Origin of the sequence: Psychrobacter sp. H7-1 (genome assembly GCF_904846585.1) — a bacterium.
Lineage (GTDB): Bacteria > Pseudomonadota > Gammaproteobacteria > Pseudomonadales > Moraxellaceae > Psychrobacter > Psychrobacter raelei.
Map to the genome: position 1 here is coordinate 1 of NZ_CAJHBH010000014.1, position 22,238 is coordinate 22,238.

General features: G+C 46.1%; 18 protein-coding genes. 6 read left to right on the forward strand and 12 right to left on the reverse strand.

Going from position 1 to position 22,238, the window contains the following annotated elements:
- Positions 1–122: 122 nt before the first annotated feature.
- From JMX92_RS06065 to JMX92_RS06100, 8 genes are all read right to left on the reverse strand, one after another.
- Positions 123–1,244 (reverse strand): FAD:protein FMN transferase, encoded by a 1,122-nt coding sequence (locus JMX92_RS06065; RefSeq protein ID WP_201544499.1) that lies wholly within the window; start codon positions 1,242–1,244, stop codon positions 123–125.
- 124 nt (positions 1,245–1,368) lie between these two features.
- The gene (locus tag JMX92_RS06070; protein ID WP_011959389.1) at positions 1,369–2,169 is read right to left on the reverse strand and encodes an SDR family NAD(P)-dependent oxidoreductase; all 801 of its coding nucleotides are present in this window, start codon (positions 2,167–2,169) and stop codon (positions 1,369–1,371) included.
- Positions 2,170–2,317: 148 nt separating this feature from the next.
- Positions 2,318–3,556, reverse strand: a complete 1,239-nt coding sequence (gene nqrF / locus JMX92_RS06075; RefSeq protein WP_011959391.1) for an NADH:ubiquinone reductase (Na(+)-transporting) subunit F — start codon at positions 3,554–3,556, stop codon at positions 2,318–2,320.
- Between the two features lie 64 nt (positions 3,557–3,620).
- Positions 3,621–4,229, reverse strand: a complete 609-nt coding sequence (nqrE, locus tag JMX92_RS06080) for an NADH:ubiquinone reductase (Na(+)-transporting) subunit E (RefSeq protein ID WP_011959392.1) — start codon at positions 4,227–4,229, stop codon at positions 3,621–3,623.
- The gene (locus tag JMX92_RS06085) at positions 4,229–4,903 is read right to left on the reverse strand and encodes an NADH:ubiquinone reductase (Na(+)-transporting) subunit D (RefSeq protein WP_011959393.1); all 675 of its coding nucleotides are present in this window, start codon (positions 4,901–4,903) and stop codon (positions 4,229–4,231) included. The genes nqrE and JMX92_RS06085 overlap by 1 nt, the downstream gene beginning before the upstream one ends.
- A gap of 1 nt (position 4,904) precedes the next feature.
- Positions 4,905–5,768, reverse strand: coding sequence for a Na(+)-translocating NADH-quinone reductase subunit C (locus JMX92_RS06090; protein WP_155586764.1), 864 nt, complete (start codon positions 5,766–5,768; stop codon positions 4,905–4,907).
- The gene (locus tag JMX92_RS06095; RefSeq protein WP_011959395.1) at positions 5,752–6,984 is read right to left on the reverse strand and encodes an NADH:ubiquinone reductase (Na(+)-transporting) subunit B; all 1,233 of its coding nucleotides are present in this window, start codon (positions 6,982–6,984) and stop codon (positions 5,752–5,754) included. The genes JMX92_RS06090 and JMX92_RS06095 overlap by 17 nt, the downstream gene beginning before the upstream one ends.
- A gap of 5 nt (positions 6,985–6,989) precedes the next feature.
- Positions 6,990–8,354 carry a Na(+)-translocating NADH-quinone reductase subunit A gene (locus tag JMX92_RS06100; protein WP_201544501.1) on the reverse strand — a complete coding sequence of 455 codons (1,365 nt, stop codon included), beginning with the start codon at positions 8,352–8,354 and terminating at the stop codon, positions 6,990–6,992.
- Positions 8,355–8,743: 389 nt separating this feature from the next.
- Between JMX92_RS06100 and hisA the strand changes: the two genes are divergently transcribed.
- Together hisA and JMX92_RS06110 are read left to right on the forward strand one after the other, a co-directional pair.
- Positions 8,744–9,523: a 1-(5-phosphoribosyl)-5-[(5-phosphoribosylamino)methylideneamino]imidazole-4-carboxamide isomerase gene (gene hisA / locus JMX92_RS06105; protein WP_011959397.1), complete on the forward strand. Its 780-nt coding sequence runs from the start codon at positions 8,744–8,746 to the stop codon at positions 9,521–9,523.
- Between the two features lie 172 nt (positions 9,524–9,695).
- A complete protein-coding gene (locus JMX92_RS06110; protein WP_201544541.1) occupies positions 9,696–11,309 on the forward strand; it encodes a mechanosensitive ion channel family protein in 1,614 nt (537 codons plus the stop codon).
- A 152-nt stretch (positions 11,310–11,461) separates the two neighbouring features.
- Here the strand turns inward: JMX92_RS06110 and JMX92_RS06115 are convergent, their stop codons facing one another.
- Positions 11,462–12,730, reverse strand: coding sequence for an alpha-hydroxy-acid oxidizing protein (locus JMX92_RS06115; protein WP_201544503.1), 1,269 nt, complete (start codon positions 12,728–12,730; stop codon positions 11,462–11,464).
- Positions 12,731–13,245: 515 nt separating this feature from the next.
- On the opposite strand from JMX92_RS06115, the gene JMX92_RS06120 reads away from it, so the two are divergent.
- The 3 genes from JMX92_RS06120 (at position 13,246) to JMX92_RS06130 (ending at position 17,034) form a co-directional block, all read left to right on the forward strand.
- Positions 13,246–14,199: an MBL fold metallo-hydrolase gene (locus JMX92_RS06120; RefSeq protein WP_110815909.1), complete on the forward strand. Its 954-nt coding sequence runs from the start codon at positions 13,246–13,248 to the stop codon at positions 14,197–14,199.
- Between the two features lie 398 nt (positions 14,200–14,597).
- On the forward strand, positions 14,598–15,902 hold the full coding sequence (locus tag JMX92_RS06125) for a hypothetical protein (RefSeq protein ID WP_227675285.1): 1,305 nt from the start codon (positions 14,598–14,600) through the stop codon (positions 15,900–15,902).
- 142 nt (positions 15,903–16,044) lie between these two features.
- The gene (locus JMX92_RS06130) at positions 16,045–17,034 is read left to right on the forward strand and encodes an NADP-dependent oxidoreductase (protein WP_201544505.1); all 990 of its coding nucleotides are present in this window, start codon (positions 16,045–16,047) and stop codon (positions 17,032–17,034) included.
- Positions 17,035–17,139: 105 nt separating this feature from the next.
- On the opposite strand, the gene JMX92_RS06135 is transcribed toward JMX92_RS06130, so the two are convergent.
- The 3 genes from JMX92_RS06135 to JMX92_RS06145 all read right to left on the reverse strand — a co-directional run bounded on the left by JMX92_RS06135 (position 17,140) and on the right by JMX92_RS06145 (position 20,836).
- Positions 17,140–17,778 carry an alpha-ketoglutarate-dependent dioxygenase AlkB family protein gene (locus JMX92_RS06135; RefSeq protein WP_011959402.1) on the reverse strand — a complete coding sequence of 213 codons (639 nt, stop codon included), beginning with the start codon at positions 17,776–17,778 and terminating at the stop codon, positions 17,140–17,142.
- Between the two features lie 26 nt (positions 17,779–17,804).
- A complete protein-coding gene (locus JMX92_RS06140; protein WP_201544507.1) occupies positions 17,805–18,752 on the reverse strand; it encodes an alpha/beta fold hydrolase in 948 nt (315 codons plus the stop codon).
- Positions 18,753–18,925: 173 nt separating this feature from the next.
- Positions 18,926–20,836 (reverse strand): ABC transporter ATP-binding protein, encoded by a 1,911-nt coding sequence (locus JMX92_RS06145; RefSeq protein WP_201544509.1) that lies wholly within the window; start codon positions 20,834–20,836, stop codon positions 18,926–18,928.
- 486 nt (positions 20,837–21,322) lie between these two features.
- On the opposite strand from JMX92_RS06145, the gene JMX92_RS06150 reads away from it, so the two are divergent.
- Complete coding sequence (locus JMX92_RS06150; RefSeq protein WP_201544511.1) at positions 21,323–22,207, forward strand: EamA/RhaT family transporter; 885 nt, start codon at positions 21,323–21,325, stop codon at positions 22,205–22,207.
- The last annotated feature ends 31 nt before the right edge of the window (positions 22,208–22,238 follow it).

The window sequence follows — 22,238 nt, forward strand, 5'->3', positions numbered from 1 at the left end:
AACCGCACCTGCTGTGATGGCAGGATTGTTCCAGTGGCTTAATTTTAACGAACTGGTAAATCATTATTCCCCTGACAAACTACGTCAATTCGCTGATGCGGCTAGTAAATTTGTGTAGATACCTATGAAGCTAGAGGGTCGGCTTTGTTCTTTTTAATCTCCTCAAGAGAGGGCACTTCATCATGGATCTTACCATCTTTGGGTATCACAAATAGCACTGCCAAATTATGCTGCTTAGCGGTGGCTAGCGCTTTTTCGTAAGTCATGGCGGTCAAAGCAGTCGCCCAAGCATCGGCCAAAGAGACACTATCTGCCACGACAGACACAGAGGGCGCACCGCCGGCAATGGGCTGGCCGGTGGTGGGGTCTATGGTGTGGCTGTAGCGGCGACCATCGAACACCACCGAGTTACGATAGTTGCCCGAGGTGGCCAGATGCAGCTTGTTGCTTAAGAGGGGCTGACGAATGGCCGCTAGGGTATAACGCTCGCTGACGGTACTGTCTATGATGGGCGCATCAATGGCAATTTGCCAAGGTTGGGCGTTTTGGTTCACCCCTGAGGTGGACACTTCACCACCAATTTCCACCATGTAGTTATTAATTTTATAGTCTTTGTGCAGCACCTCAGCAATCACATCGACCCCATAGCCCTTGGCGACAGATGAGAAGTCCAGCGCCACGTTTGGCTTGTCTTTGCTAAGCTTATCTTCGGTGAGCTTGATACCTTTAAAGTCGAGTAGGGCTTTGGCTGTGGCTATCTCAGAGGCGCTTGGCGGGTTTTGTAATCTTTCGGCCGTCATTACTGTGCCAAATCCCCAAAGATTAATTAGCGGCATCACAGTAGGGTCAAAGGCGCCGCCTGATTGTTGATACACCTGTTTGGAGTCATTCAATACTTTTATAAAATCAGCATCTACCGTGATTGACTCACCAGCGCCCAAACGGTTGAATTTAGAGATGGTCGAGTCTTGCATGTAAGTCGACATACTGAGGTTAATCTGCTGTAGACGCTTATCGATGGCTTGCTGAATCTCGTCTTGATTCACCCCTTTTGGGTTTTGGAAAGTGATGTGATAGCTGGTTCCCATGGTCTCACCCTTGATATAGTCATAGGTAGGAGGTTGATCACAGCCGCTCATCATCACAGTAGTGGACAGCATAAGCGTGCCCATTATGGCTTTTGAAGCAGATAAGTTGGAGGATGACCCGGTGGGTGATAACAGTGCGGAGAATAAAGGCGTCATAAGTATATTTTTATAAAAATAAAGGAGAGGGGCTGATATAAGGTCGTCTTATATCAGCAGGAGGGGATATATTTTAACGCTATTAATGGGCTTTGTGGCAGCTTTACTACTTAACTTTACTTTACTACTTAACTTTTGCGCCGCGGATAAGTTTATACAGCTTAGGCGGTGATACCCGGTTGACTAAGGTGGCAAACTTCTCTTTTTGACCTGCGACGATAATGTACTCCTCGTCTTGAACCAAGGCTTTCACCGCTTGCTTGGCAAAGGCTTTGGCACTTAGGCCTTGGTCAGTGGCGTCATCCATCGTGCCTTGAGCGCTGCCATCTGCAGTCAGGGCATTGATGGAGACGTTGGTCTGGATAAAGCCTGGGAATATGGTGGCCACTTTAATATTGTCCTCACTTAATTCGGCACGCAAGCTATTGGCCCACATGTGAATGGCCGCTTTGGCCGCACCATAAGCACCGCGATATTGTGTGCCCAGTAATCCGGCCACACTTGAGACCATCACCACCTTGCCGCCACCCTGGGCAATCATATCTGGTAGTACCAAACGCGTTAGTCGGGTCTGAGCAAAATAATCAATTTCCATCAATTGGCGCTCAACAGCCTCACTGGTCTGCATAATTAATGAGCGCTGACTGACCCCCGCGTTATTAATCAGCCAATCGACATGGCCCGCATTTTGGATAACGGTGGCATAAGCCGCTTCAGCTTGTGCGACGTCTAAGATATCAAAGGGCACCACGACGTGTTTTGTCGGTTTTTTACATTTGGCTTTAACGGCCTCGAGCTTTTGTTTATTGCGCCCGCTTAATATAATTGTGGCACCGCGGCGAGCGAATTCTATCGCCAGCGCTTCACCCAGCCCACTTGAGGCACCAGTAATCCAAATGGTTAGGTTATTTAGTTTGGTTTTCATAAGCATCCTTTCTTATGTGACAGAGTTAGTAGGGCAGATTTTATAAATAGTGGCCATAAAAAAAGAGCCTCCATTGAGGCTCTTAATTTATCACAGTTTATCGGCTTAAGAGCAGTGGCTCTTTGTCAGCAGGCATTCATCCCGCTCACTAACCACCGAAATCATCCAATAAGATGTTTTCATCTTCGACACCTAAGCTGTGTAGCATGTCGATAACCGCGGCGTTCATCACCGGTGGCCCACACATATAGAATTCACAGTCTTCTGGGTTTGGATGGTCTTTTAGATATTCCTCAAACAACACGTTGTGAATGAATCCTGTATATCCTTCCCAGTTGTCTTCAGGCTGTGGATCAGACAGTGCCACGTGCCATTCGAAGTTATCGAACTGCTCCGCTAACATGTCATAATCTTCAACATAGAACATCTCGCGAACCGAACGTGCACCATACCAGAAGCTGATCTTACGATCTGAGTGCAGACGTTTTAACTGATCGAAAATGTGCGAGCGCATTGGCGCCATACCTGCACCACCACCGATGAATACCATCTCAGCTTTGGTGTCTTTAGCGAAGAATTCACCATAAGGACCTGATACAGTGACCTTATCACCTGGCTTTAAGCTAAATACATAAGATGACATCTTGCCTGGTGGGATACCTTCAGGGCCACGAGGCGGCGGACTGGCAATACGGATGTTAAACTTGATAATGCCTTTTTCATCCGGATAGTTGGCCATTGAATAGGCACGGATCACTGGCTCATCTACTTTTGAGACATATTTAAATAAGCCGAAATGATCCCAGTCACCGCGATACTCTTCTGCAACATCGAAGTCTTTATAATGCACTTCATGCGGCGGCGCCTCAAGCTGTACATAACCACCGGCACGGAAGTTGACCTCTTCACCATCTGGAATTTTTAATACCAGCTCTTTAATAAAAGTGGCCACGTTGTCGTTCGAGACAACCTCACATTCCCACTTTTGTACATCAAAGAATTCTGGGTCAATCTCGATTTTCATGTCTTGCTTCACCGCAACCTGACACGCTAAACGCATGTTGTCACGGATTTCGCCTTGAGTGAAGTGACCTTCTTCAGTAGGCAGAATAGAACCACCACCCTCGATGACTTTACAGCGGCACTGGGCACAGGTTCCACCACCACCACAAGCGGATGATAAGAAGATACCTTCGCTGGCGAGAGTTTGTAATAGTTTACCACCGGCTGGGGTTACCACATCATTGTCAGGATTGCCATTAATATGAATGGTGACATCCCCTGAGCTGACCAATCTTGAGCGGGCAATCAAAATAATGGCTACCAAGCTCATGATAATCAGGGTAAACATGGCGACGCCGCCAATGGCGGTACCAAATAACTCCATGATTTTTGTCCTTTTTTAAATATTAAAATCGCTTGTTATCTATTAAACGGGCAATGTAAATCGGTTAAATTGACATGCCACCAAATGACATAAATCCAAGCGACATCAATCCGACAGTAATAAAAGTAATACCTAAGCCGCGTAGTGGGGCAGGTACGTCTGAGTATTTTAGCTTTTCACGGATACCCGCTAATAAAGCAATCGCTAATGCCCAACCAAAACCAGCACCCACACCATAAGTTAAAGATTCAGTGAAGTTGTAGTCACGCTCAACCATGAACAGTACGCCGCCCATGATGGCACAGTTTACAGTGATTAGCGGTAAGAACACCCCAAGTGCGTTATATAGTGAGGGCACAAATTTATCCAAGAACATCTCAAGGATCTGAACGGTAGCAGCAATCAAAGCGATGTAGCTTAGCAGCCCTAAGAAGCTTAAGTCGATATCTGGGAAACCTGCCCAAGCCAGCGCACCATTTTTTAGGATGAACTGAAACAAGAGGTTGTTTAGTGGTACGGTGATACTCATTACCACGATAACGGCCACACCAAGACCAATGGCAGTAGATACTTTTTTCGATACCGCCAAGAAGGTACACATGCCTAGGAAGTAGGCAAGCGCCATGTTTTCAATAAAAACAGACGTGATAAATAAGCTGACATAATGTCCCATTAGTGACCTCCTCCATGAGCCATGCCTTTCGACTGCGGCTTAATAACAAACTCAGGCTCTTCTACTTGCTCAGGCTTCCAGATACGTACTACTGTGATAAACATCGCAATAATAAAGAAAGCAGAAGGGGGAAGTAGTAATAAGCCATTTGGCACATACCAGCCACCATCGGTGACGGGTTGTAGTAGGGTAATGCCTAAGATGCTGCCATTACCTAAGAGTTCACGAATAGTGGCCACAAATAGCAATACCGCTGAATAGCCAAGACCGTTACCAATACCATCTAAAAAGCTTGGTACAGGAGGATTACTCATAGCAAACGCTTCAGCACGGCCCATAACGATACAGTTGGTGATAATCAAACCAACGAATACCGAAAGTGACTTACTCACATCATAAGCCACTGCTTTTAGAATCTGATCCACCACGATTACCAGTGAGGCAATAATGGTCATCTGTACAATAATACGGATGCTTGAGGGAATACGATTACGGATGGTTGAGATAAAAAAGCTTGAAAAAGCCGTTACCAAGGTCAAAGCAATACACATAACCAACGCGTTTTTTACGCTGGTTGTTACTGCCAGTGCCGAACAAATACCCAAGATTTGTAACGCAATGGGGTTATTGTCAAAAATCGGCGTGGTTAAGATTTTTTTAGTTTCTGTAGCCATGTTATGCCTCCTCGCCCGCAGTGGTTGATGTCTGAGCGTTAGCTGTGTTGTTCGGAGTGCCACTACGTAAGTTGTCTAAAAATGGTTTGTAACCGCGGTCACCCAACCAAAATTGGATAAGGTTTTTTACACCGGCGCTGGTTAAGGTTGCCCCACTGATGCCATCTACCCAGTTTTCGTTTGGCTTAGGTTGACCGGCTTTAGTAACCCCTGTGGCCACTTCGCCTTGGTCATTATAAGCATGAACGCCTTTCCACTGATCACGCCATTTATCTTCTTCAATACGGGCACCAAGACCTGGGGTCTCTTTATGAGCGTACCAACTGATACCTTTTACCGTATTTAAGTCGCCCTCTAAGGTTAAGAAGCCGTACATGGTGCCCCAAAGACCATAGCCATGTACCGGAAGTACCATCAGCTCAGGTTTGCCATTGGCATCATTTTTTACATAAACTTTGGCAAATTTTGGCGTTGAGCCGATACCAGCTGGGTCATCATTACCTAAGTCGATGCTTAGCGCCTTGTTTTTAGAAGCTTGGTCGGCATCGTACTTGTCAATATCTGTGATACCGGCAGTCGTTAGCTCTTGCTCGGTTGCGTACTGACCTTTTTGTAGGTCCACCAATTTTACTTCAAAATCTTTAAAGCGCTCTTCGACATCTTGGTTGGTGTCTTTCGCTGGGTCAAATAAGCCGGCTGCTACCAAGATGTTTTTGTTACGGTCAAGTAGCTGGTTGTCTACTTGAGCGGGTTTTAAGCCTACTGCTACGGCGGATACCATTACGGAACACACCAAACATAAGACTAGGGCCACCATAATGGTGGTCATGTTTGAGTTTGAGCTTTTCTTAGTCTGCTGGGACATGACGCATCCTCCGAGCCGTTTGACGTTTGATGTTTGCTTGAGTGACAAAGTAGTCAAACAAAGGCGCAAACAAGTTAGCAAATAAGATGGCTAGCATGATGCCTTCTGGGAAGGCGGGGTTGATGACGCGAATTAACACCGTCATAAAGCCAATCAAGATACCATATGCCCAGCGGCCTTTGTTGGTGTGAGCAGCTGATACAGGGTCGGTGGCCATAAATACTGCACCAAAAGCGAAACCGCCCAATACCAAATGCCAGTACCAAGGTAGACTCATCATTAAGTTGTCGCTTGAGCCGACAGCGTTAAATACCATTGAAGTGGCTACCAGACCGACCACACAGCCGGCGATAATGCGCCATGAGGCAATGCGAGTCCAGATAAGCACAATCATACCCAGTAAGATAGCTAGGGTAGATACTTCACCAATACTGCCTTGCATGTTGCCTAAGAAAGCATCCATCCACGTAATGGCTGAGCCGTAAGCGTCGACGAATTTATCTGGTGTCACACCAATGGCCGCTAGACCTAAAGGTGTTGCCCCTGAGAAGCCATCAACAGCCGTCCAAACAGTATCGCCTGACATGTAAGCGGGGTAAGCAAAATACAAAAACGCACGACCTGATAGGGCAGGGTTTAAGAAGTTTTTGCCGGTACCACCGAACACCTCTTTAGCGACAACCACACCGAAGCTGATGCCAAGGGCAACTTGCCATAAAGGAATATCAGGTGGCAAACACAGTGCAAATAGCACTGAGGTGACGAAGAAACCTTCGTTCACTTCATGACCACGCACCACAGCAAACACGATCTCCCAAAAGATACCGACTGCGAAAGTTACGATATAAATGGGTAAAAACTGCATGGCGCCATAAACGAAGGCGGCCCACATACTGTTTGGATCATAGCCGACCATGTTGGTAATAGCCGTGCGCCAGCCTTCAGGCTGTAGTCCTAACTGGCTAATGGCCATTAACGCTTGATGACCGACGTTGTACATACCCCAAAACATGGCAGGGAACGTACATAACCACACCACAATCATGATGCGTTTTAGATCAATACCATCACGGACGTGCGCCGCTGAATGGGTTGTGCTGCTTGGCTGACGTAAGAAAGTATCGAACATTTCAAACACAGCGTAGTATTTCTCAAGTTTGCCACCTTTGGTGAAATTAGGCTCTAAGCGGTCAAACATATTGTGTAAAAATTTCATCAGCGTTAGCCCTCCAGCTCGATGCGAGTTAAGTTATCACGCAAGATGTCGCCAAACTCGTATTTACCCGGTGATACAAAGGTACAAAGTGCCAAGTCTTCTTCATCAAGCTCTAAAGCACCGAGGTCTACTGCTGAGATGATATCTTCAACAATTAGGGCACGTAGTAATTGGGTTGGCAAATAGTCTTGTGGCATGACTTCCTCGAAGACGCCAATGGGCACCATGGCACGAGGAGAGCCATTTGTGGTCGTGGTAAAGTTGTATTTTTTGCTCTTAAAAAACTGCGAGATATAAATAGGCAGTTTTGAGAAGCGGTTAAAGCCTGGGCTAAAGAAGTGGAACGCTGGGCGCTCATAGCCTTCTTGTAACACGCTTACTTGGTTGTGAAAACGGCCCAAATAAGCGGTGGTGCCAATGGTTTTACGGCCGGACAATACCGAGCCGGTAATAATACGGTTGTCACCAGAGATTAATTCACCTTGAGTCAGCTGAGTTAACTCGGCACCGCGCTCAGTAAGCACCAGATGTGGCTTGGCCACCGCAGGGCCTGCCAAGCTAATAAGACGGCTGGTATATAAGCGGCCTGTGGTAAACAACTTACCAATGGCAATCACATCTTGAAAGCCAATGGTCCACACCGTGACATCACGGCTGACGGGGTGTAAAAAGTGAATGTGGGTACCGGCATTACCTGCAGGGTGCTTACCTGCAAAAGCATGATATTCGGTGCTGTTGCCAGGCGCTGTTTTGGCGACTTTTGGCAAATTGGCATTGCCATGATGACACACATAAGTTTTGGGAGATAAGGTCGACAAAACGGCAAGACCATCATCGAAGGCTTGCTGTTCTTGCTGGATAAGCAGCATCGGGTCGAAGGCTAATGGACTGGTATCCATTGCGGTGACGAAGATAGCTTGTGGACGCGCACCAATTTCAGGTGTACGGCTATAAGGGCGGGTACGAAACGCCGTCCATTCACCAGATTTGATTAATTGCGCTTGCACAGCTTCAGCATCTAATCCCGCCAACTCGTTTGAGGCATATTGCTTGAACGTCACCTCATTAGCATTTGGGCCGGCATTGGGATCAATCTCAATGACGAGGCTTTCAAATACTCGGCGGTCGCCACGATTAACAGCAACGACTTTACCTGAGGCGGGTGCGGTGTAGATCACACCAACGCGTTTTTTGTCTTCAAAAACAGGTTGGCCTTTTGTGACAATATCACCTTCTTTAACGTTCATTGTGGGCTTCATACCGACATAGTCGTAGCCCACAAGTGCAACGTGCTTTGGCGAATGCTGGGTGATTTCACTGCTGGGAGCGCCAGCAATGGGCAAATCAAGCCCCTTTTTGATGGTAATCATAAGCGAACTTATTCCATAAGCGAAGAAAGGCCAGACGTCCTGTCGGGTTTGCACAAGTCAAGAACGGCGCAGTGACCGAGATATGATCTTGCAAAGATAAGATGTAGCAGCAGTACGACAAAAACGCACTTCAGAACTATAAAACCCGCGAGATTTAGGAAAAATGCTTACGAATAGTTATACCTGTGCTAACCTCTTAGCATAGAAGACAGTGGCGACTGGCTACCAAAATACATATACAATATAACCTAGGATTATACGTTAAATTACCCTAAAATTGCCAGTATGTTTGCTAATTTAAGCAGTTTGAGGCTACAAATGTAACCTAAAAATGCTTTTTACTCACCCTATATTTTTCCTCGCTTACTATTTAAGCTAAGGCCTTTGATATGCGTACTCAATCTCCTTTTACCCAAAATACCGATGTAACGACCGCTGTGGCACCACTTCTTATTCCTGCCATTGATCTAAAAGATGGCAAGTGCGTGCGTCTTAAGCAAGGCCGTATGGAAGATGACACCGTATTTTCTGACGACCCTGTGGCGATGGCCACTCGCTGGGTGAATGAGGGTGCCCGTCGTTTGCATTTGGTGGATCTAAACGGTGCCTTTGATGGTGTGCCGGTGCACAAAGATGTGGTGATGCAAATCGCTAAGGCGCATCCGAACCTACCTGTACAGCTTGGCGGCGGTGTACGCAGCCTACAGACCATTGAGCATTATCTGGCTGCGGGATTGACCTATATTATTATCGGTACCAAGGCGGTTGAAAACCCAGAGTTTGTGGAAGAGGCTTGCCGAGAGTTTGCCGGTCATATCATCGTCGGCATTGATGCCAAAGATGGCATGGTTGCTACCCATGGCTGGGCCAATGTCACCGATACTAAGGCCACTGAGCTTGCTAAGCGCTTTGCTGATGCTGGCGTATCTTCTATCGTGTATACCGATATTGCGCGTGATGGCATGATGCAAGGCGTGAACGTCGAGCAAACCGTGAATTTGGCCCGTGTTGGTGGTCTGCCGGTTATCGCATCAGGCGGCGTGACTGATATGAAAGACATTGAGCTGCTAAAACCCTATGGCGACTGCATTGAGGGTATCATTACGGGCCGGGCTATTTATGAAGGCACCCTAGATTTGGGCGAGGCTCAGGCTTATTTGGATAAGTAGTGCACCCCAAAGCCCAGTAGATATTCAGATAAGCAGACCCTCAACCTAAAAACATCAGAGTAACCGGAGAACAATGCCCTTTTTTTTAAAGCTGTCTCATAGCCACCGCACCACTGAATCTGGCTTGCGCCTAAAACCCATCACCGCTGATAGGGGCAGGCTAGGGGCTGTGATGCTCCTTGTTAGTGCGTGGCTATGGTGCTTGCCGGCGCAAGCGCTAACTGAAGCAGAGCAGCAAGGTACTAACAGTGAGGCCGCAAGCGTCAGTGCCGAGCCGGTGGCGAGTAATCAAGAGATTGAGCAGCAACCGGTGGACTCAGATAAGCCAGACATAGCTGAGATACCGGGCGCGGTCAATGTGCCTACCGCGGGCAATATAACCGACAAAGATACCGTGATTGCCACCAAGCCTGATCAGGTCAATGATCAAGATATCAAGCAGCGCATTAGCGGTATCTACTCTGAGATTGAAGGATTAAAAGCGCTTAGCGTTACGGTTAGCCAAGGTGTGGTCAGTATATCGGGTGAAGTGCCCAATGAAAAAAAGGCGCAGCAAGCCATTAGCTTAGCCAATAGGGTCAGCGATGTGGTGGCCGTCGAGGACCGCATTAGTCGTACGCTGGATGTGCAAGACAATGTCACGCCGGTAATTAGTTCGCTAAACCAGCAAATCCGTGCTTTTATCCAGGCGTTACCGCTGCTGGTAGTGGCCATTTTAGTATTTGCTGCGGTGGTCTGGTTTGGGTCTTGGCTGGCACGGCGTGAGTCGTTATGGCAGCGCATCACTCCCAATCCCTTTATTGCCGAACTGCTGGCACAAACGGTTAAGGTGCTGTTCTTTATTATTGCGCTGTTGCTCGGCTTAAGCCTGATGGGGGCTGAGGCCATCATTGGCACCTTGCTCGGAGGTGCCGGTGTCATCGGTATTGCAGTGGGCTTTGCAGTAAAAGACACCATTGAAAACTATATTGCCTCTTTGATGCTTAGTATCCGTCAGCCCTTTCAGGCGCGAGATTTGGTCAGTATTAATGGTCAGCAAGGCATTGTGGTACGTCTGACCAGTCGGGCCACCATTTTGATGACCTCAGATGGCAATCAATTGCGGTTGCCAAATTCAGAGGTGTTTAAAGGTACTATCTTAAACTATACCAAAAACCCCGAGCGCCGCTTTACCTTTCAGTTGGGCGTCGATGCTAATGATGACCCCTTAGCAGCAATCAAGGTAGGCTTAGAGGCAGTTAACAGTCTGGATTTCGTCCTTGATAACCCAAAAGCTGTGTGCATTATTACTGAAGTCGGTGACTCCAATATCATGCTCGAATTTCAAGTATGGGTCGATCAAACCGATACCGATATCATGAAAGCTCGTAGTATTGCTATTCGTGAAGCCAAGCATGCTCTTGAGGACCATGGCTTTAGCTTACCTGAACCGATTTATCGGTTGCGCTTTAACCAAGATGTAGAGCATGCCATCATGCAATTGCATAGCGCCTTATCCGGTGAATCAGCAGAGTCTACTGAATATGACAACAGCTTTGTGGCAAATAACCCTAAGCTGATTGAAGCGCTGAGCAAACAAATAGCGGCACTCAATAATCAAGCCAAACCAGATACCGTGCAAAAAGAGCAAGCCAAGCAGCGCGCCAAGCAGATACTGGGTGATAAGGCGGTCAAAGAGATCTTTGATGCCAAGCCTGATCCAAAATTGATGCAAAAAGTAGAAGAGGAAATCCAAGACCACAGCGGTGATAAAGACTTATTAGATGGCAATAGTCCGCAAGAGTAAGCCGTTGTCATTTGAATGTACAGTCAATACCTTCATGTACAGTCAACACATTAATATACAGTCAGAACCAAAAAAAAGCTGAGCTCCCATATCGGGGCTCAGCTTTTTTTGGTATTCACACCTATAGGCTTTTAGCGCTTAATTATCAGCTCTTAGCCATTATAAGTGTCGTATTTCTCATTCTCACCAACGATATCAATGTAGCTTGGATTTAAATCAGACAGTTTGGCCGCACCACTAAGTAGCATGGCTGTTTTTAAATCTTGCTCTAAGAACTCAAGCACTGACTGAACGCCTTGCGCGCCGCCTAAGCCTAGACCATATAATACTGGACGACCAACGGCCACAGCATCTGCACCCATTGCCAAAGCACGTACAACATCAATACCACGGCGTACACCACCATCTAAAATGATAGGCACACGGTTGTTTACAACCTTAGCAATGGCCGGTAGCGCAGTCATACTGGCAGGTACACCATCGATTTGACGACCACCATGGTTGGATACTTGAATGGCATCGGCGCCGGCACGGATAAATTTATCCGCATCATCAGGGCGTAAAATACCTTTAACAACGACAGGTAGACCGGTGAAGCTCTTGATGAACTTAATGTCTTTGGTGGTTAAAGAGGTCTTTTGATCAAAGAAGTTACCAAAGCCGCCTTTTTTCGGATCATGGTTACCGAAGTTTTTGTCAGGACGGAATGGGCTGCCCATGGTTTTAAAGTTATCAGGCTGACCTGGGCCTAAGGCATCAGCAGTCAAGATGATGGTTGAGTAACCTGCTTTTTTGGCACGAGTAAGTAGCTGACGTGTCACAGCTTCATCATTGTTGTAGTACAACTGGAACCATTTTGGACCAGTTGTGGCACTTGCAATCTCTTCTAACGTGGCATTTGAGGCCCCAGAAGAGCAATATAAAGTTTTGGCTAGGCCGGCACCACGTGAGGTATCTTGCTCAGCTTTTTCATGCACCATAGCATGAGCACCCATTGGCGCAACCATGATGGGTGAGTTTAAATCTAAGCCCAATAGGCGGGTTTTGATATTAATGTCATTGTTTGATAGACCGACTAAGCGCTTAGCTGCGATACGGTAGTCGTTAAAAGCACGGCGGTTTTCACGTAAGGTCCATTCTTCACCAGCTGCCCCTGATACGAATTCATAGCCGGCTCTAGGAATGACGGCACGCGCTTCAACTTCCAAGCGGTCTAGACTGATGACGTTTAATTTCTTTTCTGCGGTGCTGGCAAGATAGGGCGCAGGTGGCGTCTTGGCATCATTCGCCGCCGCAAATACTTGGGTACTCATTAACGGTAGGGCAGTGGCGCTTAGACCAATACCGGCAGCGCCGATTAGCTGACGTCTGGAAAGTGATTTGTTAGCCAACGCTTCAGCTGATTTGTTAGAAGTTGTCATGATAGTATCCTCAAATTAGGTAAAAAACCAAGGTTAAAGGTTTATTAAACAAGCATAAAACAGCTGTTAGGTTACGCTGTCAAAGGGGTGTAATCATTTACTTAGCAATTTCTTATAATCCTTATAACTAACGCTTTTATATTTTTCTAGGCGTCTTTTCAGCAAGCTGAAAACTCAGTTATTCGGTATAAGGGATATATTATGCTTAGGTTTTTATTTTACCTTGTATAAACAATCCTTGCACTATGTTAAATTTTATTAATGAAAGATTGCTGATATAATAGAGTAACAAATCTATAGAGCTTTTACCACAAGGTATAAGCTCTAAAATCTCTATTAATCCATCTGTATTTTTTTACAAAAGTTAATCATAAGTTACTTAATGAATCACAAGTTAACATAATGAAATAAAACTTTAGGAATTAAACACACTAAGATATAGTCTACATTATAAGTTAAAGATTATGAGTAGTGGTTTAATTTCATTACCTATTATAAAATTTTGGAGGTTTATTATGAGTTTTTTGAAAAAATCTATGTTGGCATTGGCAGGGTTAACCTTGTCATTGGCTGCAACAGCGGCCTCAGATACCGGGGTAGCGGTTGATAAGTCGAAGATTGGTGCACGTCCTGTGTTGCCTGACTTTACTGTAGGCATGTGTGATGATGCGGCACCTACTCTCGTGCATCTAAAAGACAACTTATATCGCCATACCAACGGCAAAGGTTTGGCCGTGCACAGTGGCATCGTTATGATTACCGATGAAGGTGCTTTGGTTGTTGATGCCGGCGCGACTTGTGCGGCTGAATGGTTAAATAAAGAGATTAATGAGCGCTTTAAAGTACCCGTCAAATATGTGGTAGTGACTCATGCTCATGCTGACCATATGGCTGGAACGGATGTGTTTCAAAGAGCAGGTGCAACAGTGGTCGCCAATCAGCGCGCACTTGAGCCAATTATTGGTGAAAAACTACCTTATGCCGTGCCAGATAAAGTCTTTGACAAGGACATGAGCATTACTTTGGGCGGTGAAAAAGTAGAGCTACATCACGTAGCGCCAAGCCACTCAGACAGCATGACCATGGTGTTATTCCCCCGTCAGAAAGCGCTACAATGTACCGACGTGTGTCAGCATAAGACCATGCCATACAATGACTTCTTAGACTTTTATTATCCAGGCTGGATTGATACTTTAGATTGGGTAGTGGCTCAAGATGTGGATATCATTGATATTGGTCACTACACCCCAGCCACTAAAGCGGATCAAGTGGCCTTACGCAACTATATGGTAGATTTGCATCAACAAGTACTCGACTTAACCCGTAGAGGCCAGACTTGGGATCAGTTATATCGTAACGTGAAATTTAGTCCAGAAGTACAAGAGTGGACTAACTTTAGTAACATGAAAACCCTAAATGTCCTAGGTATGCACCGCTGGGTAACGAACCATCGCCGTGGTATGTGGTAGGCCACCTCTATAATTAAAATCTAAGTGATAAAGACTTATCGTCTATCACCTTAACGCTACAATATCGAAAACTAAAAAAGACGGGTATCGGTTAGGCCCGTCTTTTTTTGTGTCTAAAATTTGTCTAAGCAAAGAGTAGGTATGAGCTATGTCAAATTTTACTTAACCTTTGTTAATCATATATTAATATAACTACCACATTTTTTTGCAAAAAAAACAATAAAACTCAGCTATCTTATTTATTAACCTTCGCCGTAAAAGAGTCCGTTTAACGTATCTAATTATAGTTAGTTTTAGATTAGGGGTGACTTTAGGGAGGGCGGATGTCAATTAAATGCCCATAAGCGAATAACTCACAACTTAATAATCAGCAATCAATAAATAAAAAGGCAAATACCATGAGTCACATTACAACTTACAATGAATTAGTCCAAGCAGTCATGAAAGGTGAACAAGAGCTGGTCATCGGCCGAAGCATCTTGGTCAGTAGCTCGTTTACCTTAGCCCCTAATGTGATATTGCGAGGTGAAGCACAAGAAAACGGCGAGCTGCCAACCTTATCGTTTTCGCGTACCGATGGTATTGCCTTAACCAAGAATAACCGCATCAAAGACTTAAACATTCAGGCCGATGCCTCACACCGTGCTATTTATAACATCTTGCAAGAACAAGATTTGGGCAACTTTCAATTTGAAAATCTAAGCCTAGTCGGGCAATTGTCATTCATCACCCGTCCAGGTACTAAGTCGGCCAAGGTCAGCATTAAAGATGTAGACATTATCGCCTGTGATGCGCGCCATTACCCAGAGCAGCCGCAAAAGTACGGCGTCAATGTGCTTCAAGGTGCGCTGACTGTGTATAACTTTAATAGCGAAAAAGACAGCCGGATTGATTTAACGATAGACAATATTACGATTGGTCGTAAAAATGCCCCTGTATTAGGCTCAGGCTTATTTGTTTCAGGCTTTGGTGATGAGGGTGGTACGGTTGTGGCTGATCGCATTACCACCGGTGCGGTGTATTCAAATGGTAAATTGCCGTTTGGCGTACCCGATATCATTACTGCCGCAATCTTTATTGTCTATGGTGCCACTGTCAAACAGCTCACCCATAATGAGACCATCGTGACTTATGGCGTTAGCGATATGGTGTTAGATACTTGGGGACATGTGGATAACTGGCTGTCAGAAAAAGATGTTATCTCGTACGGCCCAAGCGGTATAGGATTCGTAAACTTCGGTACTGTGGGTAACTTTGTGGTAAAAGGCGATGTGAAGACTTATGGTCTAGGGGCACGTGGTTATAACCAGTATGATGGGACAGTGGATAATATCGAATTTGGCAGTATCGAAACCTTCGGCGATGGCTCAATTGGTATTCAGTTAAGCCGTAAAATTGGCAAGCTGACTGTGCACCGTGATGTGATTACCCACGGTGGTGAAGGCCAGTCACTGGTGAAAGGGGTATTATCTACCCTAAAAGCCATTGGCTTATCGGTTAAAGAGGGTGGAGAAGCTGAGCAAATTAATATCGGTGGTAATTTAGAGACCCAAGGCAATGAGGTAAATACAGTAGAAGTTAATAAAGGCGGTAAAATTCATGCCATACAAGTGGGTGGTGGGATTGTTGCCAAAGGCGAGAAAAGCAAACGCCTAGATATCGAAGACGGTGCAGACGTACCTGAGTCTTTAAAAGAGGCTTAATGCAGACATTGTAGTGATGCTTTAGGCAAGGTGGCAGTCAAGATGGCATCGATATACAGAGTTAGGCTAGAGTTCTTAGCATAACGGTATTATGCTGTAGGACTACCACTCACTAAAGCAATAACAATACAAGGAGTATGTCATGTCTTCAATGTATCCACAGACACAATCGGCCATCATCATCACAGAATTTGGTGAGGCAGATGTCTTGCAATATCGCTCAGATATGGTGGTGCCTAGTCTTGATACAGGTATGGTCTTAGTCAAGATTGCATACGCTGGCATTAACCCAGTCGATTATAAAACCCGTCAAGGTTTGGGCTGGGGCGCACAAAGTCTCAAAGACAATCAGTTTGCTGCCAATCAGCCTGCGATATTGGGCTTTGATATGGCAGGCGAGGTGGTCGACAGTACCGTAGCGGACTTTAAGCCAGGAGATAAGGTGGCTGCCTTAAATTTCCAAGGCGGCTGCTATGCTCAATATAATACTGTGGACGCTCAAGTGTTGACAAAAGTGCCTGAAGCGGTTGATCTAAAGACAGCCGGTGCGCTGCCTTGCGTCGGTACCACTGCCAAGCAAATGATTGATTTTGCTGATATTAAACCAGGTGAGCATGTGGTTATGAGTGCACCTGCCGGCGGGGTGGGCCATCTCACCTTACAAATGCTGGTGAATGCCATCGAGGAAAAAGGCATTAAGATTACCCTTATTTGCTCGGCTGAGAAGTATCAAAAAATCGGTAGTTTCATTGACCCAAGCAAACTTGAAGGCTGGATCGACTACACCAAACAAGAGGCTTTTCCAGAGCTTGAGGCCGATTTATTATTAGACTTGGTGGGCGGTGAAGCGGGTAAAAAAGCATTAGCCGTGGTCAAGACCGGTGGCCGTGTGGTGGTATTGCCTTCGATTTGGGCCGATGAGCTAAAAAAAGCGGGGGCGGATAAACAGCTACAAGTAGAAGGCTTTATTGCTAAGCCCAATGCTCAAGACTTGGCCGCAGTCTTAAATCAGATTGCCCAAGGTAAGCTTGTGCTTCAGATCCAAGATACTTATCCATTGGCAAAAACTGCCGACGCACATCAGGCGCTAGAGACAGGGGACAGCTTTGGTAAGATTGTGCTGGAGATGTAGGGCTTTATTTAAGTGTGATGCAAGCCAATTGTCTAATACACAGCAGATTACCGTATTAAGATTACAGCTCTAAGATTACCGTATTAAAATTACCGTATTAATGCATTAAGGATGGTTAAGCATATGGCGGAAGGTTAGACTTATCCGCCCGGTATCCACCTTTTTAGTCTTAGTGATACTGTGTTTCCAGTACTGCTGAGTATCACCACGCATCACGACCAGTTGTCCTGACTCAAGATAAAGCTCGACTTTATCTTGAGTTTTTTTATGCTTAAACACAAATTTACGGGTGGCACCCAATGACAGTGAGGCGATAATTGGCTGATACCCAAGCTCAGGCTCATCATCGGCATGATAGCCCATGCCCTCCTCGCCACTAGGGTAGTAATTTAGCAGACAACTGTTAAATTGAGTGCAAATTTTTAGCGGTTGTAATTGCTGTTCAATCATATGTTTCACGTGAAACACAGCCGGATGCCAAGGCTCAATAGGGCGGGTATGTCCTGAATAAGTATAGCTAAGTGCCTGTGTGGATGCGCTTGGGGTATCTCCCATCCACACAATCTGCCGAGTGGTTATATGGGTTTTGCCAAACAAAGTAACTTTGTCAGACTGCCAAGGCAACTCGGCAAGCAGCTGCTGATACAGCGCTTTATCATCAGTGATGAGTCGCCCCAAATCATTGACAATACCGTCATAGGGCAACAGATTATCGGTCGGGGCTGGTGCAAATAAAGTGCTCATAAGCTTATATCTTTATGGCACACCAGCTAGCGTGACTGCAGCTTAAAAATAAGCTTGGCACACTGCTCTGGTGCTTCCATCGGCACTAAATGGCCATAGTCTGCTAAGGTGGTTATCCGGTCGCGGGGCACAATGCCTTGCCAGCTTTTGCGAACATCATCGCTGACAAACATGGTGGGCTTGGCCAAAATCAGATGGTAGGGCAGATTTAATTGATTAAGTTTTTTTAGGGCAGGGGTAATATAGGGCGTGCCAAAGTAGCTGGCCAGCTCATATTGTGGGCCAAACAATAGCGTAAATCCGCCTTCAGGCTTTTCAATTAAGCTATTGGCAGCAAACAGGCGCAAGTTCTCATCACTGATACGGCGAAAAGGTGACTGAGCGCGCAGATGTTGATAGTAGGCCTCGACGCTCTCCCAGTCTGCTTGTTTGACTTTGGTGCTTTTAAAGGGCTGACGAGTTAATAACACACGTCTGGGTATACGGCTATACAGCAGCGATTGCGCTTTGGTAAAGGTCACTGGGTCAATTAAATAAATAGCACAAAACAAATCCGGGCGTTTGGCTGCTGCCAGTGCAGTAGCCGTAGCGCCTTGGGAATGACCGATGCCGATGACCGGGCCACTTTGGGTTTGCTCTAAGAATTCAATCAGCATGTCAGCGTCTTGCTCCCGAGTCATCACCTTATCTTGGGGTAGGTCATGCCAGTAGCCACGCATCGCCAAGCTGGTCACATGAAACTGGTCACTTAGTGCACTGAGTAACGGCTGATACACACCCACTGTAAAGCCATTACCGCCATAAAAATGAGCCATAGGTTTGGGCTGCGGCTGATTATTTGATGACTCAATCTCTGACACAGTGCTGTCAGAGGCAGTATGTAATTGAGCAAAGTCATAGTAGCGGGCCTGTTTGCCCGAAAGCTTGATACTATGCTCAAATTGGGCGGTGTCATTGACCTGAAGTCCTTTCATGTATGCATCCTTTTTTTAGCTGTTTGATAGCCAGCGGCCTGCTAGCCAGCTGTGTAATAGTATAAGCGGCGCTAACAGGCTTGCTTATCTAATTATAAGCTCACTAATCATAAGCCTACTAATCATAAGCCTACCAATCATGAGCCTAGGTTAGTCTCATGCTAAACTTAAGCTTACGTCGTTATGTCCTCATCATCGCCTAAGAAGCCGCCACTTTGTCTTTGCCACAGACTGGCATAAACACCGTTTTTCGCCAACAACTCTTCGTGACTGCCTTGCTCAATAATGCAGCCTTTGTCCATGACCACTAAGCGATCTAACGCGGCAATGGTCGATAGACGGTGGGCAATGGCGATCACAGTTTTACCCATCATCATGCTGTTTAAGCTTTCGGTGATGGCGTGCTCAACTTCTGAATCGAGCGCACTGGTGGCCTCATCTAACAATAAAATGGGCGCATTTTTTAGCATAACTCGGGCAATAGCGATACGCTGACGTTGCCCCCCTGATAGCTTAACCCCACGCTCACCAACCTGTGTATCAAGCCCGGTATTGCCTTTGGCATCGTGCAGGCCTTGGATGAAGTCCCAAGCCTGTGCCTGCTTACATGCCGCGATAATCTCAGCGTCTGTGGCAGTCGGGCGGCCATAAGCAATGTTCTCACGCACTGTACGGTGCAAAAGCGAGGTGTCTTGAGTGACCATACCAATCTGTTGGCGCAGACTCTCTTGCGTCACCGCATCAATGGCTTGACCATCAATAATAATATGTCCGCCATCGACATCATAAAAGCGCAGTAGCAAATTAACCAAGGTCGATTTACCCGCCCCTGAACGCCCCACTAAGCCAATCTTTTCACCAGGTTTGATATCCAGATTAAAGTTATCGAGCAGCTTAATGTAGTTTTTGTGCTTGGTTGATGCTTCAGGCTTGCTGTCTTCTGTGGCGATACTCAGGTCGCTGCCTTCATAGCCGAAGTCGACGTTTTTAAACTCAATATGACCCTCACGAACCACCATATCCGGAGCACCGGGCTTGTCCACCACGCTTTGCGGTGCAGACAACGTGCGAATACCATCTTGCACCGTACCCACGCTTTCAAACAAGCTGGCCATTTGCCACATAATCCAGTGGGTTAAGCCATTTAAGCGCAGTGCCATAGCGGTAGCTGCGGCAATAGCGCCCACACCCACATCACCGCGCTGCCATAAGTGCAGACCAATGGCGGCGGTACTGCCAATTAAGATGACGCTAATGAGATGGTTCACAAATTCCAGCGCCGTCACCCAGCGCATCTGACCATGTACTGTGGCCAAAAACTGCTTCATCGCTGATTTGGCATAACTTAGCTCACGCTGAGAGTGGCTAAATAGCTTGACGGTCATAATATTGGCATAAGCATCGGTAATGCGCCCAGTCATTAGGGCGCGTGCATCGGCCTGAATGCTGGCTGTTTGCTTTAATTTGGGCAAAAAATACCAAAGCGTAAACCCAAACAACACCAACCATAGCGCAAAGGGGATAAGCAGTAGACTATCGAGCTTGAATAAAATAATGCCACTGGTGACGAAATACACCAGCACATAAATCATCATATCCACCACAGTTATCACGGTATCGCGCACCGCAAGCGCTGTCTGCATCACTTTAGCAGAGACGCGTCCTGAGAATTCATTTTGGTAGAACTGCATCGACTGACCCAGCATACGCTTATGAAAGCGCCACCGCATCTGCATTGGGAACACGCCTTGGATAACTTGGAAGTGAACCAAAGCGGCAAAGCCGACCCAAAATGGACTGATAATCAGCACCACAGCCATCAGCTTTAATGGTCCGCTTTTTTCTGCCCACAGACTAGAGGGGGTATACATCCCAAGCCAGTCGACCAGATTGCCAATCCACGCAAACAGCATGGCCTCGTACATACCGATACCGGCTGTGAGAATCATAAATAACAGCAGCCAGCCACGCAGACCATAGGTACAGGCCCACAAAAACTTAAACAGTCCCTCTTTGGGTAGCGGGATCTTGTTCTCTGGGAAAGCTGAAAGACGGGTTTCAAAATAGTGAAAGAGCTTTTTCATAAAAGTCAGCAGGATCGATGTTGGTTGTGATGAAAGATAGTGGTTTTAGAAGGCACAAATCGTCATAGTAGAGGAATAATATGACAACGCAGCACTATCTTTTTTTGAGTGTCGCATATCGATGCGATACCAGATAAAAAGCTGAGTAGCACAAAAGCTGGATGCTATATTTGAACAAGCAATAGGTATATAAACAACAACTACACGTTTAACCCTAAAAAGTCGGCTATAAAGCCGGCTCTATAAGTATAGGTCTGATAGTCCGTATAATCAGAGCTGATATGGGCATAAGACAGATAGTTTGTACTAGATAGGGATAAACCGGCCAGAAACAAGGGCTTATTTTAACAAATTGCTGACTGCCAAGGCTGATTTTGCGTTAAGCTGTGATATGAGGTGTCAAAATTAGGTCGAGCAAAATATCTTGTATCTTTCGAAATAAATTGTTATATTCTTCGCTATTTTTATGAATTGGGCTCAAAAACTATGACATATCTGGTTATCGCTGTGCTATGCAGTGTGGCAGTTTCTATTTTGCTCAAAGTGCTTCGTCATCAACAAGTAGATATCCGCCAGACCATCGCGGCCGGTTATCCTGTGGCATTTTTGCTCACATTTGTATTACTCAAGCCAGACTTGTCAGGAATAGGGCAGCTTGGTGATGCGTGGGGTATTATTCTGCTGCTGGGCATATTACTACCTTTGGTGTTTGTCATCTTAGGCCGAGCCATTGAGTCTGTTGGCATTATCGCTACTGACGCGGCGCAAAGACTGTCACTGATTATTCCTATTTTTGCCGCCTTTGTCTTATTTGGTGAAACCTTGACCACGCAGCGCACCTTGGGCATAGCGCTTGGGTTTTTGGCATTATTGGCGCTCATTACTCGTAATCCGGAGCCGGCGGTGGTTGGACAATCGGTCTACTCCTCAACACCCAATACGGCACCAATAAAAAGACCAGTTGGGCTATGGCTGCTGGGGGTGTGGCTGGGTTATGGGGTGATTGATATCTTATTTAAGCAAGTGGCCAAACAAGGGGCTGCTTTTGCGTTGACCTTATTTATGGCCTTTGGTCTATCTGCTGTCTTGCTATTTATGTATCTGATTGCCAAAAAGACCGTGTGGGACAGCAAAGCCTTGATTGCAGGCGTGCTGCTTGGGGCATTAAATACGGGTAATATCTATGCTTATGTCAAAGCGCACCAAGTGCTGTCTGACTCGCCAAGTGTGGTGTTTACGGGTATGAACGTTGGGGTTATTGCTGTGGCCACATTGGTTGGCGTATTTGGCTTTAAAGAGTCACTCAGTAAGCTTAATATTGTGGGTATCTTACTGGCCATGGCTTGCGTGTTTGTGCTGTTTTGGGCGTAGTCTGTTTATGGGCTAGGTAGCCTAGGTAGCC

Coding starts and splice junctions, on each gene's coding strand:
- JMX92_RS06065 (WP_201544499.1), bottom strand. CDS start 1,244: ATGACGCCTTTATTCTCCGCACTGTTATCACCCACCGGGTCATCCTCC.
- JMX92_RS06070 (WP_011959389.1), bottom strand. CDS start 2,169: ATGAAAACCAAACTAAATAACCTAACCATTTGGATTACTGGTGCCTCA.
- nqrF (WP_011959391.1), bottom strand. CDS start 3,556: ATGGAGTTATTTGGTACCGCCATTGGCGGCGTCGCCATGTTTACCCTG.
- nqrE (WP_011959392.1), bottom strand. CDS start 4,229: ATGGGACATTATGTCAGCTTATTTATCACGTCTGTTTTTATTGAAAAC.
- JMX92_RS06085 (WP_011959393.1), bottom strand. CDS start 4,903: ATGGCTACAGAAACTAAAAAAATCTTAACCACGCCGATTTTTGACAAT.
- JMX92_RS06090 (WP_155586764.1), bottom strand. CDS start 5,768: ATGTCCCAGCAGACTAAGAAAAGCTCAAACTCAAACATGACCACCATT.
- JMX92_RS06095 (WP_011959395.1), bottom strand. CDS start 6,984: ATGAAATTTTTACACAATATGTTTGACCGCTTAGAGCCTAATTTCACC.
- JMX92_RS06100 (WP_201544501.1), bottom strand. CDS start 8,354: ATGATTACCATCAAAAAGGGGCTTGATTTGCCCATTGCTGGCGCTCCC.
- hisA (WP_011959397.1), top strand. CDS start 8,744: ATGCGTACTCAATCTCCTTTTACCCAAAATACCGATGTAACGACCGCT.
- JMX92_RS06110 (WP_201544541.1), top strand. CDS start 9,696: ATGCTCCTTGTTAGTGCGTGGCTATGGTGCTTGCCGGCGCAAGCGCTA.
- JMX92_RS06115 (WP_201544503.1), bottom strand. CDS start 12,730: ATGACAACTTCTAACAAATCAGCTGAAGCGTTGGCTAACAAATCACTT.
- JMX92_RS06120 (WP_110815909.1), top strand. CDS start 13,246: ATGAGTTTTTTGAAAAAATCTATGTTGGCATTGGCAGGGTTAACCTTG.
- JMX92_RS06125 (WP_227675285.1), top strand. CDS start 14,598: ATGAGTCACATTACAACTTACAATGAATTAGTCCAAGCAGTCATGAAA.
- JMX92_RS06130 (WP_201544505.1), top strand. CDS start 16,045: ATGTCTTCAATGTATCCACAGACACAATCGGCCATCATCATCACAGAA.
- JMX92_RS06135 (WP_011959402.1), bottom strand. CDS start 17,778: ATGAGCACTTTATTTGCACCAGCCCCGACCGATAATCTGTTGCCCTAT.
- JMX92_RS06140 (WP_201544507.1), bottom strand. CDS start 18,752: ATGAAAGGACTTCAGGTCAATGACACCGCCCAATTTGAGCATAGTATC.
- JMX92_RS06145 (WP_201544509.1), bottom strand. CDS start 20,836: ATGAAAAAGCTCTTTCACTATTTTGAAACCCGTCTTTCAGCTTTCCCA.
- JMX92_RS06150 (WP_201544511.1), top strand. CDS start 21,323: ATGACATATCTGGTTATCGCTGTGCTATGCAGTGTGGCAGTTTCTATT.